A 1,972-nucleotide genomic window follows, 5' to 3' on the forward strand; every position below is an offset into this window, starting at 1 on the left:
TCTCGGGCGGAGTCGTCCTGGTGGGCGGCACCCTCTCGGTCGCGCGTGACGCCAACCTCGGCGCCCCCAGCGGCCCCCTCGCCTTCGACGGCGGAACCCTCCAGATCACCGGAACCGCCTTCGCCACCACGGCCCGACCGATCCTCTGGGGGCCGGACGGCGGCGGCCTCGACATCGCCGATCCCGCCAGCACCTTCACCCTCGCCCAGGCCCTCTCCGGACGCGGCGGACTGACCAAGCTCGGCGCCGGAACCCTCGCCCTGGCGGGCACCAACACCTACGCCGGGGCCACCACCCTCGCGAAAGGCACCTTGCTCGCCCGCGGCGGACAGGCCATCGGCAACCTCAGCGCCGTCACCGTCGCGGCCGGCGCGACCCTGGCGCTGGCCGACAGCGAGACCGTCGGATCCCTCGCCGGACAGGGCCGCGTCGCCCTCGGCTCAGCCCGCCTCACCACCGGCGGCGACGGCACCTCCACCACCTTCGCCGGGACCCTCGACGGCGCCGGCGGCCTGACCAAGCTCGGCGAAGGCACCCTGACCCTCACCGGTGCCAACGCCTATACCGGCGGCACCGCCATCGCGGCCGGCACCCTGCAACTCGGCGATGGCGGCATCAGCGGCAGCCTCGTGGGCGATGTCGCCAATGCCGGCACCCTGGCGTTCAACCGCGCCGACGACTTCACCTATGCCGGGACCGTCTCCGGGACCGGCGCCTTGATCAAGCTCGGCGCCGGCACCCTGACCCTCACCGCCGGCCACAGCTTCACCGGCCCGGCTACCCTGACGGCTGGCGGCATCAGCGTCGCCGATACCGCCAGCCTCGCCGCCCCCGTGCTCACCCGGCCCGGGACCACCCTGGTCAACGCCGGGACCCTGGTCGGCGGCCTCACCAATGCCGGCACCGCGCTCAACACCGGCGCGATCATCGGCGGCGTCGCCAATCTCGGCAGCCTAACCACCACCGGCATGATCGCGGGCGGGCTGACCAACGCCGGCAGCCTGGCGAACGGCGGGACGATCACTGGCCCGGTCGCGAACGCCGGCACGCTCACGACCAGCGGAACCATCGTCGGCAGCCTCGGCAATGTCGGTCAGGCGGCCAACAGCGGCACCGTCACGGGCGGCGCGGGCAACACCGGCAGCCTGGTCAACAGCGGCGCCATCGCGGGCGGGGTCTCGAACGCCGGCACACTTGCGACCAGCGGGTCGATCACCGGCGGCGTCGCCAATGCCGGCTGGACCCAGAACAGCGGCGCCATCGCGGGCGGCGTGTCGAACGGCGGGACGCTCGCCACCAGCGGCACCCTCTCGGGCGGGCTGACCAACACCGGCATCGTCACGGCCAGCGCCGGCCGGATCGACGGCGCCATCCGCAACGCGGCCGGTACCCTCGCGGTCACCGGGGCGGTCGCCAGCGACGGCACCTTCGCCAACGCCGCCGGCGCGACGCTGGCAGTGTCCGGCACCTACAGCCTCGCCGGGCCGCTCACCAATGCCGGCACCCTCGCGGTCGCACAGACCGCCAGCCTCACGGCGCCGGCAGGGCTGAGCAATGCCGGGCTCGTCGCCAGCGACGGCATCCTCACCACAGACCTGATCAACACCGGCACCGCCCGCCTCTCCGGCCAGCTCAACGGCGCGCTGACCAACACCGGATCGCTCCTGTTCACCGGCCCGCTCGCCGGCCTGACCAGCCTGACCAATGCCGGCCCCCTCGACCTCGGCGGCACCGCCCTCACGCTCGCCAGCCTCACGGGGCCGGCCTCCGGCGTGATCGGCAACGGCCAGCTCACCGTCACCGGCTCGGCCAGCACCACCTATGCCGGCGCCGTCCTGGAGAGCACCGCACCCACCAGCCTGACCAAGGCCGGATCCGGCACGCTCAAGCTCACCGGCCCCGGACGCTTCTCGGGCCCGACCACGATCCAGGCCGGCACACTCTCGCTCGACGGGTTCTGGGCCTCGCCCGT

Annotated in this window: 1 protein-coding gene; it reads left to right on the plus strand. The window is 73.9% G+C overall.

From position 1 onward, the window contains the following. Positions 1-20: 20 nt before the first annotated feature. The coding region (locus tag MKK84_RS06875; RefSeq protein ID WP_313899319.1) for an autotransporter-associated beta strand repeat-containing protein at positions 21-1,972 on the plus strand (1,952 nt) is incomplete at its 3' end.

The organism is Methylobacterium sp. E-065, from assembly GCF_022829605.1.
Classification (GTDB): domain Bacteria; phylum Pseudomonadota; class Alphaproteobacteria; order Rhizobiales; family Beijerinckiaceae; genus Methylobacterium.